Consider the following 12,589-nt stretch of genomic DNA (forward strand, 5'->3'; position numbering starts at 1 on the left):
AATCGCCTGCGCAGGAGCGGCGCGTCCGCCTAGGCTTACGACCATGACGCTGGCCAGGCTTGTCGCCGTCTGCGCGGTCTGGGGAGTGTTCTGGGGGTCGTGGTCGGCGCTGCTGCCGGCCGTACAGACCCAGGTCGGAGCGAGCACCGCCGACCTCGGGCTGGCGCTGGCCGGGGTGCCCGTCGGCGCGATTCCGGCGATGGCGCTGACCGGCAGGCTGGTCAGGGGCAGGGAGCGCGCGGCGCTGGCCGTCACCACCGCCCTGTTCGCCGCCGCGGTGGCGGGCATCGGGTTCGTCACCGGCCCGCTCGCGCTGGGCCTGGCGCTGGTGGGGCTCGGAGCCGCCAGCGGCGCGCTCGACATCGCGCTCAACACCGCGACCGGCAGGGCCGAACGTGAGTCCGGGCGCAGGTTCTTCCAGCCCGTGCACGCCGCCTTCCCCGTCGCCGTGATCGTCGCCGCGCCCGCCACCGGGCTGGCCCGCTCCCTCGGGTACGGCCCCGCGCAGGTGCTGACCGTCATCGCGGTCCTCGTGCTGGCGTGCGCCGTCTTCGCCCTCGGCCTCTCGCTCGGCAGGGGCGTGCAGCCGGTCGGCGAGCCCAGGCCGAAGGGCGCCTGGCGGCAGGCCGTCGTCCTCGGCGCGCTGGCCGCGGGCGCGCTCGTCATCGAGAACTCCGTCGAACAGTGGTCGGTCATCCTCCTCGAAGACCATCGGGCCGCGCTCACCCTGCTGGCCAGCGCCGCGCCCGCCGTCTACATGGGCGCGCTCACCGCGGGCCGCCTGACCGCGCAGGCGATGCCGGGCCTGGGCCTGCGCACCCTGTACCTGCTGGCGGGCCTCGGCGGCGGGGCCGGGATCGCGCTGGCGGGGCTCGCGCCGCAGGTGTGGCTGTCGCTGGCCGGGTTCGGGCTGACGGGGCTGGCGCTCGGGCCGCTGGTGCCCGCCATGCTCAGCAGGGCCGCGGTGGGTGACCAGGACGGCAGGCTCGTCTCGGCCGTGTCCACGATCTCCTACGCGGGGTTCGTCCTCAGCCCGTTGCTGGTCGCGGGGCTGTCGGCGGCCTTCTCGCTGCCGGTGGCGCTGGCGCTGCTCGGGCTGCTGGCCGTACCGCTGCTCGGCGGGTATGTGGCCGAACGCTCCGCCGCCCCGAAGTAGATCATCGGCCAAGAGTGGGCGCGGAAGACGAATGTGGTCCTCCCTGTGGGTATTTCCGCTGGAGTACCCAAGAGCGGAGGACCGACATGGCCGTCTGTGAAGTCTGCGGCAACGACTACGACATGAGCTTCGAGGTGCACGCGCAGGGCGCCGTGCACACCTTCGACTCCTTCCAGTGCGCGATCCAGGCGATGGCGCCCATCTGCGAGCACTGCGGGCAGAAGATCATCGGGCACGGCGTGGAGGCCGACCGCCGCTGGTTCTGCTGCGCCCACTGCGCGCGGCAGAAAGGTGCGACGGCGATCGTCGACAGGGTCATGGCGGGGACGTCCGCTTAGAGGCACACTGGCGGTGTGGCCGACTTTGACGTACTCGTCGTGGGTTCAGGCCCCGGCGGTCAGCAGGCGGCCATAGCCGCCGCCCGCCGGGAGGTCAGCGCCGGTGTATGACTTCGATCTCCTCGTTCTCGGGTCCGGTCCTGGAGGGCAGAAGGCGGCGATCGCCGCGGCGAAGCTCGGCAAGCGGGTCGCGATGGTCGAGAAGAAGCACATGCTCGGCGGCGTGTGCATCAACACGGGGACGATCCCGTCGAAGACGCTGCGGGAAGCCGTCCTCTACCTGACCGGCCTCAACCAGCGCGAGCTGTACGGAGCGAGCTACCGGGTCAAGGAGGAGATCACGGTCGCCGATCTCGGGATGCGCACGCAGCACGTGATCGGCCGGGAGATCCAGGTGATCCGGAGCCAGCTGGGCCGCAACCACGTGACGGTCCTGCAGGGAACGGGGCGGTTCCTGGACGCGCACACCATCGGCGTCACTGGAGACGAGGAGCGGAAGGTCACGGCCGAGAAGATCGTGATCGCCACGGGGACCTCACCGGCCCGCCCGTCCAGCGTGGAATTCGACGACAAGATGATCATCGACTCGGACGCGATCCTGCATCTCGATCGGGTGCCCGAGACCCTCGTCGTCGTCGGAGCCGGGGTCATCGGCATCGAGTACGCCTCTATGTTCGCGGCGCTCGGCACCAAGGTCACCGTGGTGGAGCGCCGTGAGCGGATGCTGGAGTTCTGCGATCTGGAGATCGTGGAGGCGCTCAAGTACCACCTGCGCGACCTGGCCGTCACGTTCCGGTTCGGTGAGAACGTCGCCGCGGTCGAGCGACGGCCCCGCGGGGCCCTGACCGTTTTGGAGAGCGGTAAGAAGATTCCCGCCGACTGCGTCATGTACTCGGCCGGGCGGCAGGGCAAGACGGCTGAGCTGTGCCTGGAGAACGCCGGGCTCGCCGCCGACGACCGGGGCCGGATCCAGGTGGACGAGAACTACGCCACCTCCGTCCCGCACATCTACGCGGTCGGCGACGTGATCGGCTTCCCCGCGCTCGCGGCCACCTCGATGGAGCAGGGACGGCTGGCCGCCCAGCACGCGTGTGACGAACCGGTGGCGGAGATGCACGAGCTGTCGCCGATCGGGATCTACACCATTCCGGAGATCAGCTTCGTCGGGAAGTCCGAGGACGAGCTGACCCGGGACAAGATCCCGTTCGAGGTGGGCATCTCGCGGTATCGGGAGCTGGCCCGAGGTCAGATCATCGGCGACTCGTACGGCATGCTCAAGCTGCTCATCTCGGCGGAGGACCGGCGGCTGCTCGGCGTCCATGTCTTCGGCACGGGAGCCACCGAGCTGGTCCACATCGGGCAGACCGTCATGGGCTGCGGCGGGACCGTCGACTACCTGGTCAACGCCGTGTTCAACTACCCCACGCTCGCGGAGTCCTACAAGGTCGCCGCCCTGGACGCCATGAACAAGATGCGAGTGATCGCTCGGCTGACAGCCGAGCTGTGACCTCTCCCGGTTCTCACGGCCCGGTGGCATGATCACCATTGTGCTGATCACCCCATGCGCTACCGACGAAGTCACACCGCAGTTGGTCGTGGACGGTGTCGTGCCGCTGCATCCGGCCATTTCCCCGGACGGTCGCTGGATCGCCTACGCAGCCGCCACGATCGGACGGAAGGAGCGGCATCCGAGCAGTGCGATCTGGGTCGCCGCGACTGACGGGAGCTCCTCGCCCAAGAAACTGACGGCAGGTACGGCCGAAGACTCCATGCCGCGCTGGGCGCCGGATTCAGCCTCGCTGTTCTTCGGGTCCGATCGGATGAATCGGGGCACCGTTCAGCTGCATCGGATAGCGCTCGACGGCGGCGAGGCGCAGGCGCTGACCACCGGGAAGAGCGGGATCTCCGGCTACCGCCCGCTCGCTGACGACCGACTGGTCGCGGTGGTGGCCGCTGACGAGCCGACCGGCGAGGGCGACGCGAAGGTGTGGGGCGAGCGGGTGCCCTACGGCCGGTTACGGCTCCTTGACCTGGACACCGGCGGGTGGCGCGTGGTGGACGGACTCGGTGACAGGCACGTCGTCGACATGACGCAGGGTCCGGACGGCAGGCTCGCGGTGCTCAGCCGACCCACTCCGGAGCTCGACCCGGTCAGCCCCACCGGCGAGTTGCACGTGGTCGAGGTGAAGACGGGGGAGGTACAGGACCTCGGCCGGACCGCGCTGGAGGCGTCCTCGCCGACCTGGTGGAACGCCGGAGGCGTCTGGCGCGTCTGCTACCTGGCGACGACCCCGCCCGGCCCGGTAGGGGGCCGCGCCGTCTTCGACGTCATCGTGCCCGAGACCGGCGCCGCGGCGGACCATCGCAACCTGACCAGCGACATGACCGTCTGCCCGTCCGGGCTGGCGCAGGTCGCTGACGGGCCGCCGCTGGCGCTGTTCGCCGACGGACTGGACACCGCGATCTACCGGCTCGATCAGGAAACGCGGCGGTTCCAGCAGGTGTCGTTCGTGAAGGGATGGGTCGGCTCGCTCACCGCGAGTCACTCAGGCGAACTCGTCGCGGCCTTGGTGAGCACGTCGCCCGAGACGCCCAACGTGCACGCCGGGCCACCCGCCGGCCGGCTCGTCCGGATCAGCGACACCAGGCCTGAACTGCGCGCGGTCAGGTGGGGAACTCAGGAACGCCTGTCCTACCAGGCGTCCGACGGGCTCGACCTCGACGGGCTCCTGGTCCTGCCCGCCGGGCGAAGTCGCGACGACGGCCCGTTTCCGCTGGTCACACTGGTGCACGGCGGCCCGTACGACAGGTACGCCGACCGGTTCTCCTTCGCCGGGCTCCTGTCGGGACAGTGGCTGGCGACCGCGGGATACGCCGTCTTCCTGCCCAATCCGCGCGGCGGCGAGGGGCACGGGCACGCCTTCGCGGCGGCCGTCGCAGGCGCGGTCGGCATGGACGAATGGACCGACATCGTCAGCGGCATCGACCTGCTGATCGCCGACGGCATCGCGGATCCCGACCGGCTCGGCATCGCTGGATGGAGCCATGGCGGGTTCATGGCCGCCTGGGCCATCGGGCAGACCGACCGGTTCAAGGCCGCGGTGATGGGCGCCGGCATCAGCGACTGGGGAATGCTCCTCGCCACCGGAGAGTTCGGGATCTGGGATGCCGGGCTCGGCGGTAGCTGCGGCTGGGAGGGCGCAGGACCGCACCGGCACGACCAGGTCAGCCCCATCTCGTACGCCTCGAAGATCCGCACCCCGGTTCTGATTCTGCATGGCGAGGACGACGCGAATGTGCCGGTCGGCCAGGCCACGTACTTCCACCGAGCCTTGCGGCGGTACGGAGTCGAGCACGAGTTCGTCGTCTACCCTCGTGAGGGCCACGCCATCCTGGAACGCGACCACCAACTCGACGTCCTGCGGCGCACCCGCGCATGGTTCGATCGGTGGCTCGCCGACCCGGCATCGGACCACGCGTAACGGCAGGAGAGCCGACGACTGGCGCTCCGAGCCCTGAAGGCCGGCACGGCGGTGAGGCGTTTGAGGGGCGGCCCCTCGCAGGCGGCGCGGGGGTGAGGCGCTTCAGGAGCGGGCGCCGAACGCGGCGCGTACGGCGTCGCCGATCTGTCGCTGGACGGGGTCGGCGTCCGGGCCGAACAGCCGCGCGTCGAGGCCGGCCACGACGTTCGTCGCCTCCTTCAGCAGCCGCGCGCCCTCGTCGGTGATCTCGATCGTCGAGGCGGACCCGGCGCGGGCGGTGTTGTCGCGGACGAGCCCGGCCACGGACAGCGCCTTCACCGCCGTGTGAACGCTCTGGACGGTGATCCCCGACATCCGCGCCAGGTCGCTGAACGACGCCCCCGGCACGTGGGCGATGTGCCCGAGCAGGCCGAGCCTGCTGACCGTCAGACCGAGCGGCGCGAGGGCGGCGCCGAGTTCGGTCTCGATCCGGTGCGCCAGGGTGAGGAGCACGATGGTGGGGCTGGTCACCGGCGGACCTGGACGGGCGTTGTCGGTCGTCATCTGCCCAGTCTCCCGTACGGCTCGCGGGCCGGGCTCAGTCGGCGTCACGGCCGTCGTCGCCGTTGATCATCCGGGGCAGTGCGACCAGCACCGCCCCTCCGGCCCCTCCGCAGCTCAACAGCGCCACGGGCCAGGAAGCGCCGCCGGCCAAGACGAGCGCGCACGTGATCGCCGCGATCACGGCGGTCACGGTGAGGACGAGCAGGGTGTGCACGGTGAACATGAGGTCGTTCCTATGGTTGGACGGCAAGACGGTCATCGGCCCAGAACTCGATCAGTTCCTCGATCGAGAGGGCCTCGGGAGGGTCGCGTGGCGGGAGCCGGCCCGTGGTGAGCGCCCACGTGGTGATGAGAACGTCGCGGAGCCATTCGTCCTCGCGGGTGGCGCACGCCCGGTGGACTGCGCTGATCACGGGGATGCCGGGGCGTGGCGGGGCATGGGCGTGCTCCTCTGGTCGGCTGTGAGGCAACGATGCTGCGACGGCGTGCCGTACCGCCGCCACGCCTTTTCGGAAACCCGGACGAATGCAGACGGAATTCGCGGCATCCCATATCGTCCGGAAATATCCGGACAGTTCTTCTGTTACCGGCGGGTTTCAAGGGGCGGGCAATCCGGATGGGGTGGAATATCAAATCTGCCAAGCTTGACTACCTATCGGTGGGAATATGTGTCTCGTTCACTTTCGAGTTCACCAACCCATTCCTGTTGTCGAGGGACGATGACTGACAAGCGCATACGTTTCATCGAGCAGCTCAACGAACTGCACGAGTCGGCAGGCTCGCCGTCCCTCGGCCGGCTGGTGAAGCTGGCCAAACGCGAGAACCTGCCCAGGGCCCTGGCCAGGAGCACGATCAACGACATCCTCAACGGCAAGCGGGAGCGACCGCCCGAGTGGCCGTGGGTCGCCTCCTTCGTCAAGGCGGTCGAGGCGGCGGCGGTCGAGGCGGAGCTGTCGCCGGTGCCGGTGACCATGGCCGAATGGGAGCGGCGCTGGCGGGACGCCCGCGCCGCGCGGCCCACCGGGTCGCAGCAGCCGCTGGACGAGCTGCACCGCCGCTACCTCGCCGGCTACGGCAGGACGGGCGCCAGGCTGGTCAGGTGGGCGGGGGAGGGCAACGCCGACGCCTCCTACCAGCTCGGCGTGATCCAGCTCCTGCACGACCAGGGCGAGGAGGCCGACGAGTGGCTGAGCCAGGCAGCCCACGCCGGTCACCAGGGCGCGGCACAGCTCTACCGCGACCCGCATGCGTACTCGAAGGCGATCGAGATCGCCTTCGAGTACGGCACCGCCTACGAGGCCGAGGGGCACGCCAAGCGGGAGATCGCGAGGTTCTTCCACACCATGGCCGCCCGGTGCGGTCACGCGGGCGCGGCGAGGAGGCTGACCGGTGACGGCGGGTTCTCCCCGCTCATGCGCACGCTGCCCGTGGACGATGTCCCTTTATTGACCATCTCGGTCTAGCTCTAGCCGTGCACCCCTGCGTAGGGGCGGGTCTGGCGCGTGTCAGGATGGCGACATCGCCTGACACGCGGGAGGAGCGTCCATGACCGATCGCTTCGAGACGTTGATCGACCGGCAGATTCGCGAAGCGCAGGAGCGCGGGGAGTTCGACGACCTGCCCGGCGCGGGCAAGCCGCTGCCGAACAGGAACGAGCTGACCGACGAGCTGTGGTGGGTCAAGCGCAAGCTCGCCGACGAGAGCCTCACCATGCCGCTTCCGCCGTCCCTCGCCCTGCGCAAGGAGGCGGAGACCGCCCTGGCCAAGGCCCGCGCGGCCGCCACCGAGGACGAGGTCAGGAGCATCCTCGAAGAGATCAACGGGAAGATCGTCGAGGGCAACAGGAAGGCGATGTCGGGCCCGCCGCTCAACCTGATGCCCTACGACATCGAGGAGTTCCTGGACGGCTGGCGGGACGACGGCTGACAGAGACCGGGCGATTGGTGGCCGGGCTCTGGCGTGCGGCATGATGGGGCGGCCTGGCCGATCGTCGGGGAACGGGGTTGACCTTGATCACTTCCTCATCGGGCCCCAGGCCCGCGGACTTCACCGACGTCAGAGCGGCCAACCTCGCCGTCGTCCTCCGGTTCGTGCGCGACCACGCGCCGTGCTCCAGAGCCGAGATCGCCGCCTCCACCGGGCTCAACAAGGCAACCGTGTCGAGCCTGGTCGCCGATCTCATCGACCGGCGGCTCGTGCGTGAGGTGGGCCTGACCGAGAACCGCGTCGGGCGGCCCGCCACGATGCTGGTCCTGGACGGCTCGCCGTACGCGGCGATCGGCCTCGAGATCAACGTCGACTATCTGACCGCCGTCGCGGTGGACCTGTCGGGGGAGCGGCTGCTGTCGTGGCGGCGCTCCTTCCCCGGGGCGACGGCCACGCCCGCGCGGGCCGTGTCCGCGCTCGCCGCGCTCACCAGGCGCGTCATCAGCCGCATGACGAGAGACCGGCGGCAGGTGCTCGGGGTGGCGGTCGCCGTACCCGGCCTGATCGCCACCAGCGGCACGGTCGTGGTCGCGCCCAACCTCGGCTGGCGCATGGTGGACCTGGCGGGCGACCTCGCCACTGCCCTGCACGAGCCCGGCCTGCCCGTCCAGGTCGAGAACGACGCGAATCTCGCGGTGCTGGCCGAACACCGGTTCGGCCCGTTCGGCGGCACGCCGAACCTGGTGTACCTGACCGGCGAGGTCGGCGTCGGCGCCGGAGTCATCCTCGACGGGCGGCTGCGGCGGGGCGGTCAGGGGTTCAGCGGCGAGATCGGGCACATCCAGATCGACCCCGAGGGGCCCGCCTGCCGATGCGGCCGTACCGGCTGCCTGGAGGCGGTGGCGGGCATCGGGGTCTTCGTCTCCGCCACGGACCCCGCGCAGGTGGAGCCCGCGATCGCGGAGGTCGTCCGCCGGGCGGAGGCGGGCGATCGGCGGACCCTCGACCGGCTCGCCAGGGTCGGCCGCGATCTCGGCAGGGGCATCGCGATCGCCACGAATCTCCTCAACCCCGAGGCGGTGATCCTCGGCGGCTACTACGTGCCGCTCGCCCCGTGGCTGCTGCCCGCGGCCGCCGCCGAGGCCGAAGAGCGCACGATCGCGGCCGGGCTGGGCGGCTGCCGGATCGTCGCCTCCACCCTGGGGTACGGCGCGGCGGCCCTCGGCGGCGCCGCCCGCGTCCTCGACTCGGTCGATTCGGGCCGTCTCCCCTCACCCCAGGCCTCCTGACCCGAGGCCCCCAAGCCAAGACCCCAGACCCCAGGTCCTGACCCCCAACCCCAGGCCGCCTTAGCCGAAGCCCTCCCGATCTCGGGCCGACCCCAGGCGTGCCGACCCCAGGCGTGCTGACCCCGGGCTCCCTCAGCCCGGGCTCCCTGACCCCGGCCCCTGACCCCGGCCCCTGACCCCGGCCCCTGACCCCGGCCTCCTGGGGTCCGTGGCCCTCGCCCCCGGGCCTGCTGACATGGGGCCCACGCTCCCTCGGCGAAGCGGACGCCCCGACCCCACAGGCGCCCCTGCGGTCCGCAGGATTAGGTTAGGCTCGCCTTAGTGCGACGCGAAGCCCGTGACGACCGGAGGAACCGCAGCAGTGCCCATCGAAGGCCGTGACGTCCTGCGACGTGCCATCACCGGACAGTGGCGACAGACCGCGGGCGGAGCCGTACTCGCCGCCGGCCACCAGACAGGAGAGGCGCTGGTCCCCGTCGTGATCGGCGTGGTGATCGACCAGGCGATCTCGGGCGGCGACGCCCGCGTCCTGGTCACCTGGATCGCGGTCCTCGCGCTGGTGTTCGCCGGGCTGTCCTACAGCTACCGTTTCAGCGCCCGCGCCGCCGAGAAGGCCGCCGAGCTGGCCGCCCACGAGTTACGCCTCGCGCTGACCGGCCGGGTCCTGGAGCACAGGGCGGGCGCGGAGACGGGACGGCTGCCCGGCGAGCTGGTCTCCGTCGCCACCTCCGACGCCAAGCGGGTGGGCGCGGTCAACGTCGCGCTGGCCGCCGGTGTGTCGGCCCTGGCGGGCCTGCTGGCCGGTGGCGTGGCGCTGCTGATGGTGTCGGTGCCGCTCGGCCTGCTGGTGCTGCTGGGCGTCCCGCCGCTGCTGGCGCTGGCGCACCTGCTGGGCAAGCCGCTGGAACGGCGCAGCGGCGCCGAGCAGGAGCGGGCCGCCCGCGCCTCGGGCGTGGCCGCCGATCTCGTCGCGGGACTGCGGGTGCTCAAGGGCATCGGCGCCGAGCGGGCGGCGGTCGACAGGTATCGCAGGACCAGCAGGGACGCGCTGGCCGCGACCGTGCGGGCGGCCAGGGCGCAGGCCTGGCACGACGGCGGCATGCTGATCCTGACCGGCGTGTTCATCGCGGTGGTGGCGCTGGTGGGCGGACGGCTGGCCGCTGAGGGCGACATCAGCGTGGGCGGGCTGGTGGCCGCGGTCGGCCTGGCCCAGTTCCTGCTGACTCCGCTGTCGATCCTGGCCTGGGCCAACGGCGAATTCGCCCAGGGCCGGGCCTCGGCGGCCAGGATCGCGTCGGTGCTGTCCGCGCCGCCCGCGGTGGCGGGAGGCGAGGACGGACTGCCGGTGGACGTGCGGGGCGGGCTCGCCTTGCGGGACGTCTCCTACGGCGTCCTGCGCGAGGTGAGCGTCGAGGTGGCGCCCGGTGAGCTGCTCGGCGTCGTCACGACGGACCCCGCCGCGGCCACCTCGCTGCTCAAGGTGCTCGGCAGGACGGCCGACCCCGAATCGGGTGTGGTGGAGCTGGACGGCGTGCCGCTGTCGAGCATCGAGCCCGGGCAGGTGCGCAGGGCGATCGTGGTGGCCGAGCACGACGCCGACCTGTTCGAGGGGACGCTGCTGGAGAACGTCGCGGCCGAGCCCGACGCCGCCGCTCCCGCGATGGCAGCGGCGGCGGCCGACCAGGTGGCGGCGGCGCTGCCGTACGGGATGGACACGCCGCTCACCGAGCGGGGGCTGTCGCTGTCGGGCGGCCAGCGCCAGCGGGTGGCCCTGGCCAGGGCGCTGGCCGCGGCGCCGCCGGTGCTGGTCCTGCACGATCCGACCACCGCGGTGGACGCGGCCACCGAGGCCAGGATCGCGCGGGGCATCAGGGCCGCCAGACAAGGGTGCACCACGATCATGGTGGTGACCAGCCCCGCGCTGCTGGCGGGGGCCGACCGGGTGATCTTCCTGGACGGCGACGGCCGGATCGCCCACGGCACCCACGCTGAGCTCGTCCACGACCACGAGACCTACCGCGCGACGGTCCTGGCGTGACCCGACCGCCGAAAGCACGGAGCACACGGCGGCGAGATGCCAAGAAGAGCGAGCACGTGACCGCCACGAGGAGGCGTCGATGACGACCGAGGAGCGCGAGCTGCTGCCCACCGCCACCCCGGCACAGACCAGGGCGGCGGTGTGGCGGCTGGCCCACCCCCACCGGGCCACGGCGCTGGGCGGCTCCGCCGTCCTGGTCGTCGCGACCGGGATCGGCCTGCTGACCGCGCCGGTGCTCGGCCACATCATCGACCTGGTCACCCAGGGCCGCCCGGCCTCCGCCATCACCGAGCCGGTCGTCTGGCTGGTGGCGATCGCGGTCGGCTATGGCGTGGCGACCGCGATCGGCGTCTCGCTCGTGGCCCGGCTGGGCGAGGGGATGCTCGCCACCCTGCGCGAACGCTTCGTGGACACGGCGTTGCGGCTGCCGCTCGACCAGGTCGAGCGGGCCGGCTCCGGCGACCTGACCTCCCGCGTCACGAGTGACGTGGCGGTGATCACCAACGCGGTCCGTGACGCGCTGCCCGCGCTGGCCCGCTCGGTGCTCACGATCGCGCTCACCCTGGTGGGGATGGCGCTGCTCGACTGGCGTTTCCTGCTCGTCGCGCTGCTGGCGGTGCCGATCCAGGCGCACACCCTGCGCTGGTACGTGCGGCGTGCCGTACCGCTCTACGCGTCGCAGCGGGTGGCCGTCGGCGCCCAGCAGCAGCAACTGCTCGGCACGGTCGGCGGCGCGGCGACCGTGCGGGCGTTCGGCCTGGCCGACCGGCACGTCGGCCTGGTGGGGGCGAGCTCACGGGCCGCGGTCGACCTGGCGGTGGCGGGCGTCAGGCTGGTCACCAGGTTCTACGGCAGGCTCAACCTGGCCGAGTGGGTCGGGCTGTCGGCGGTGCTGGTGACGGGCTACCTGCTGGTGCGCGGCGGCGCCGTCACGATCGGTACGGCAGGCGCCGCCGCGCTGTACTTCCACAGCCTCTTCACGCCGATCAACATCGCGCTCGGCCTGGTCGACGACGCGCAGGCCGCCGGGGCCGGGCTGGCCAGGCTGGTCGGCGTGGTCGAGGCCGCCGCGGCGCCCGCCCCGCCGCTGGCCCGCGGCTCGGCCGCGCTGGACGTCCGCGTCTCGGACGTCGGATACGCCTACCGGAGCGGCCATCCGGTGCTGCGCGGGGTGAGCCTGGACATCGCGGCCAAGGAGACGGTCGCGCTCGTGGGGACCAGCGGCGCGGGCAAGACCACGTTGGCCAAGCTGATCGCCGGCATCCACGCCCCGGACAGCGGCTCGGTCGCCGTCGACGGCGCGGACCGGCACGTCGCGCTGCTCACCCAGGAGGTGCACGTCTTCACCGGCACGCTCGCCGACGACCTGAGGCTCGCCGGGCCGCAGGCCTCCGACGAGGAGCTTGCCGCCGCGCTCGACCTCGTCGGCGCGCTGGCGTGGGCGCGGGCGCTGCCCGACGGGCTCGACACCGTCGTGGGCGACGGCGGCCACCGGCTCACCGCTGCCCAGGCCCAGCAGCTGGCGCTGGCCAGGCTGGTGCTGGCCGACCCGCCGGTGGTCGTGCTGGACGAGGCGACGGCCGAGGCGGGCAGCGCGGGCGCGAGGGCGCTGGAAGCCTCGGCCGCCGCCGCGATCGAGGGCAGGACCGCGCTGGTCGTCGCCCACCGCCTCACCCAGGCCGCCACCGCCGACCGCGTGGTGCTGCTGGAGGAGGGCCGGGTGGCCGAGACCGGCACGCACGACGAGCTCGTGCGTGCCGGCGGCCGCTACGCGGCCCTGTGGGAGGCCTGGTCGGACCACCGCGAGGGGTGATCAG

General features: G+C 72.1%; 12 protein-coding genes. 9 read left to right on the forward strand and 3 right to left on the reverse strand.

The window, feature by feature from the left end:
- Positions 1 to 43: 43 nt before the first annotated feature.
- From ACFXJ8_RS31685 to ACFXJ8_RS31700, 4 genes are all read left to right on the forward strand, one after another.
- On the forward strand, positions 44 to 1,156 hold the full coding sequence (locus ACFXJ8_RS31685; RefSeq protein ID WP_379647653.1) for a hypothetical protein: 1,113 nt from the start codon (positions 44 to 46) through the stop codon (positions 1,154 to 1,156).
- Positions 1,157 to 1,242: 86 nt separating this feature from the next.
- The gene (locus ACFXJ8_RS31690) at positions 1,243 to 1,494 is read left to right on the forward strand and encodes a hypothetical protein (RefSeq protein WP_379647654.1); all 252 of its coding nucleotides are present in this window, start codon (positions 1,243 to 1,245) and stop codon (positions 1,492 to 1,494) included.
- Positions 1,495 to 1,597: 103 nt separating this feature from the next.
- Entirely contained in the window at positions 1,598 to 3,001 is a 1,404-nt protein-coding gene (gene sthA, locus ACFXJ8_RS31695; protein ID WP_379647655.1) for a Si-specific NAD(P)(+) transhydrogenase, read from the forward strand.
- A gap of 40 nt (positions 3,002 to 3,041) precedes the next feature.
- Positions 3,042 to 4,976: a prolyl oligopeptidase family serine peptidase gene (locus tag ACFXJ8_RS31700; protein WP_379647656.1), complete on the forward strand. Its 1,935-nt coding sequence runs from the start codon at positions 3,042 to 3,044 to the stop codon at positions 4,974 to 4,976.
- 102 nt (positions 4,977 to 5,078) lie between these two features.
- Here the strand turns inward: ACFXJ8_RS31700 and ACFXJ8_RS31705 are convergent, their stop codons facing one another.
- Genes ACFXJ8_RS31705 through ACFXJ8_RS31715 form a run of 3 tightly spaced genes read right to left on the reverse strand, consistent with a single transcriptional unit; the run spans position 5,079 to position 5,932 of the window.
- Positions 5,079 to 5,519 carry a MarR family winged helix-turn-helix transcriptional regulator gene (locus tag ACFXJ8_RS31705; RefSeq protein ID WP_379647657.1) on the reverse strand — a complete coding sequence of 147 codons (441 nt, stop codon included), beginning with the start codon at positions 5,517 to 5,519 and terminating at the stop codon, positions 5,079 to 5,081.
- A gap of 34 nt (positions 5,520 to 5,553) precedes the next feature.
- Complete coding sequence (locus tag ACFXJ8_RS31710; RefSeq protein WP_379647658.1) at positions 5,554 to 5,742, reverse strand: hypothetical protein; 189 nt, start codon at positions 5,740 to 5,742, stop codon at positions 5,554 to 5,556.
- Between the two features lie 10 nt (positions 5,743 to 5,752).
- Positions 5,753 to 5,932, reverse strand: a complete 180-nt coding sequence (locus ACFXJ8_RS31715) for a hypothetical protein (protein WP_379647659.1) — start codon at positions 5,930 to 5,932, stop codon at positions 5,753 to 5,755.
- A 306-nt stretch (positions 5,933 to 6,238) separates the two neighbouring features.
- Here ACFXJ8_RS31715 and ACFXJ8_RS31720 point away from each other — a divergent pair, with 306 nt between their 5' ends.
- From ACFXJ8_RS31720 to ACFXJ8_RS31740, 5 genes are all read left to right on the forward strand, one after another.
- Positions 6,239 to 6,982 carry a hypothetical protein gene (locus ACFXJ8_RS31720; RefSeq protein WP_379647660.1) on the forward strand — a complete coding sequence of 248 codons (744 nt, stop codon included), beginning with the start codon at positions 6,239 to 6,241 and terminating at the stop codon, positions 6,980 to 6,982.
- A gap of 82 nt (positions 6,983 to 7,064) precedes the next feature.
- Positions 7,065 to 7,445: a DUF1992 domain-containing protein gene (locus tag ACFXJ8_RS31725; protein WP_379647661.1), complete on the forward strand. Its 381-nt coding sequence runs from the start codon at positions 7,065 to 7,067 to the stop codon at positions 7,443 to 7,445.
- 83 nt (positions 7,446 to 7,528) lie between these two features.
- Positions 7,529 to 8,734, forward strand: coding sequence for an ROK family protein (locus ACFXJ8_RS31730; RefSeq protein WP_379647662.1), 1,206 nt, complete (start codon positions 7,529 to 7,531; stop codon positions 8,732 to 8,734).
- Between the two features lie 361 nt (positions 8,735 to 9,095).
- Positions 9,096 to 10,772, forward strand: coding sequence for an ABC transporter ATP-binding protein (locus tag ACFXJ8_RS31735; protein WP_379647663.1), 1,677 nt, complete (start codon positions 9,096 to 9,098; stop codon positions 10,770 to 10,772).
- Between the two features lie 79 nt (positions 10,773 to 10,851).
- Positions 10,852 to 12,585: an ABC transporter ATP-binding protein gene (locus tag ACFXJ8_RS31740; RefSeq protein ID WP_379647664.1), complete on the forward strand. Its 1,734-nt coding sequence runs from the start codon at positions 10,852 to 10,854 to the stop codon at positions 12,583 to 12,585.
- Positions 12,586 to 12,589: the final 4 nt, after the last annotated feature.

The organism is Nonomuraea sp. NPDC059194 (assembly GCF_042754765.1).
Classification (GTDB): Bacteria; Actinomycetota; Actinomycetes; order Streptosporangiales; family Streptosporangiaceae; genus Nonomuraea.